Raw genomic sequence first — 1,106 nt, 5'->3', positions numbered from 1 at the left:
CTACAGAATGTTCTTGTGAATTATGGCCAATACCRGGTATATAAGCAGTGATTTCAAATCCMGAGGTTAATCGTACTCTGGCAACTTTACGYAARGCAGAGTTTGGTTTTTTKGGGGTGATAGTGGAAAAGTTGACAGATAAGTCACCCTTACTGCCACTCTACARAACCGTACATGAGATTTTCACCTCATACGGCTCCTCGTTCAATTCTTTCGAAGKYATTGGRTCCYTTTCCKCGTTCGMGAATCYCCTCCCTTCTTCCACTCCGTYCCGAAGAGTAACTAGGACAAACTCGGTCACGTTTTCATGTTCCAACTGAACACTTTCTATTTTTGATTATTCTCAAAGGATAAGATTATTCTTTTTACCAAACATCTGCGGGTCCAATCACACGATCTTATAATAAGAACAAGAGATCTTTCTCAATCAATCTCTTTGCCCCTCATTCTTCGAGAATCAGAAAGAGACTTTTTCAAGTTTGAATTTGTTCATTTGGAATCTGGGTTCTTCTACTTCATTTTGATTTACTTATTTTTTCTTTATTTTCTCTCTCTTTTCTTTATTTGATTTCTTTTTTGATTTTATTCCCTTCCATCATTCTTAAGTCCCATAAGTTTGATCCTATAGAATCTGACCCATTTTCTCATTGAGCGAAGGGGTACGAAATAAATTCAATCAGATTTATTTTTGATCAAAAAAAAAAAAAAAAATCACTATGTGAAWTCTTCGTTTTTTTTTTTCTCTTTCTCTATCGCTTTCCCATAAGTACAGCACTTGTTGAATCGATAGAGAACCYTTTCTTCTGTATCGATATGAATCCATTATGAATCGATATTATTACATTCCAATKCCTTMCCRATAYCYCYCAAGGAAAATCCCGAATTGGATCCMAAATTGACGGGTTAGTGTGAGCTTMTCCATGSGGTTATGCACTCTTCGAATAGGAATYCATTTTCTGAAAGAKYCTGGCTTTCGTGCTTTGGYGGGTCTCCGAGATCCTTTCGATGACCTGTGTTGTGTTGAAGGGATATCTAGATGATCCGATCGATTGCGTAAAGCCCGCGGTAGCAACGGAACCGGGGAAAGTATACATAAGTATACAGAA

Annotated in this window: 1 pseudogene; it reads right to left on the bottom strand. The window is 37.6% G+C overall.

Going from position 1 to position 1,106, the window contains the following annotated elements:
• A pseudogene (gene rpsL, locus EJ063_RS21795) lies at positions 1 to 127 on the bottom strand (30S ribosomal protein S12); the annotation flags it as partial.
• Positions 128 to 1,106 lie beyond the last annotated feature (979 nt).

Origin of the sequence: Vibrio aquaticus, from assembly GCF_003970385.1 — a bacterium.
GTDB classification, from domain to species: Bacteria; Pseudomonadota; Gammaproteobacteria; order Enterobacterales; family Vibrionaceae; genus Vibrio; species Vibrio aquaticus.
This window is presented reverse-complemented; position numbering and strand designations above follow the sequence as displayed.